Origin of the sequence: Pseudomonas sp. PS01301 (genome assembly GCF_029960215.1) — a bacterium.
Taxonomy (GTDB): Bacteria; Pseudomonadota; Gammaproteobacteria; order Pseudomonadales; family Pseudomonadaceae; genus Aquipseudomonas; species Aquipseudomonas coleopterorum.
This window is the reverse complement of sequence record NZ_JASCPM010000137.1, coordinates 1-283: the sequence shown is the minus strand read 5'-3', so window position 1 is coordinate 283 and position 283 is coordinate 1. Positions and strand designations below refer to the sequence as shown.

Annotated in this window: 1 protein-coding gene; it reads right to left on the bottom strand. The window is 61.8% G+C overall.

Annotation, left to right across the window (positions count from 1 at the left end):
* The coding region (locus tag QMX89_RS22770) for an immunoglobulin-like domain-containing protein (protein ID WP_282349961.1) at positions 1 to 283 on the bottom strand (283 nt) is incomplete at both ends.

The following is a 283-nucleotide window of genomic DNA, read 5'->3' as shown; positions in this document are numbered from 1 at the left end:
TGACAGGTGCGCCGACGGTGGCGGTGTAGACGATGGTGCCGTTCTCAGCCACGCCGCCTGCTGGCGTTTGTGCGGTCAGTACGACGTTGGTGACGTCATTGCTGTCGCTGACTTGGGTCACGACTGGAGTGGTGTTCGGAGCCAGTTGCTCGTAGTTGCCGCCGGTCACGCCAGTGATGGCGGTGCTGACGCTGTCGGCGCCTTTGTACACGTCGTTGCCGACGACGTAGGACACAGTGCCCGACGTCTGACCTACCGGAATGGTGATGGTCTGGTTGTTCGA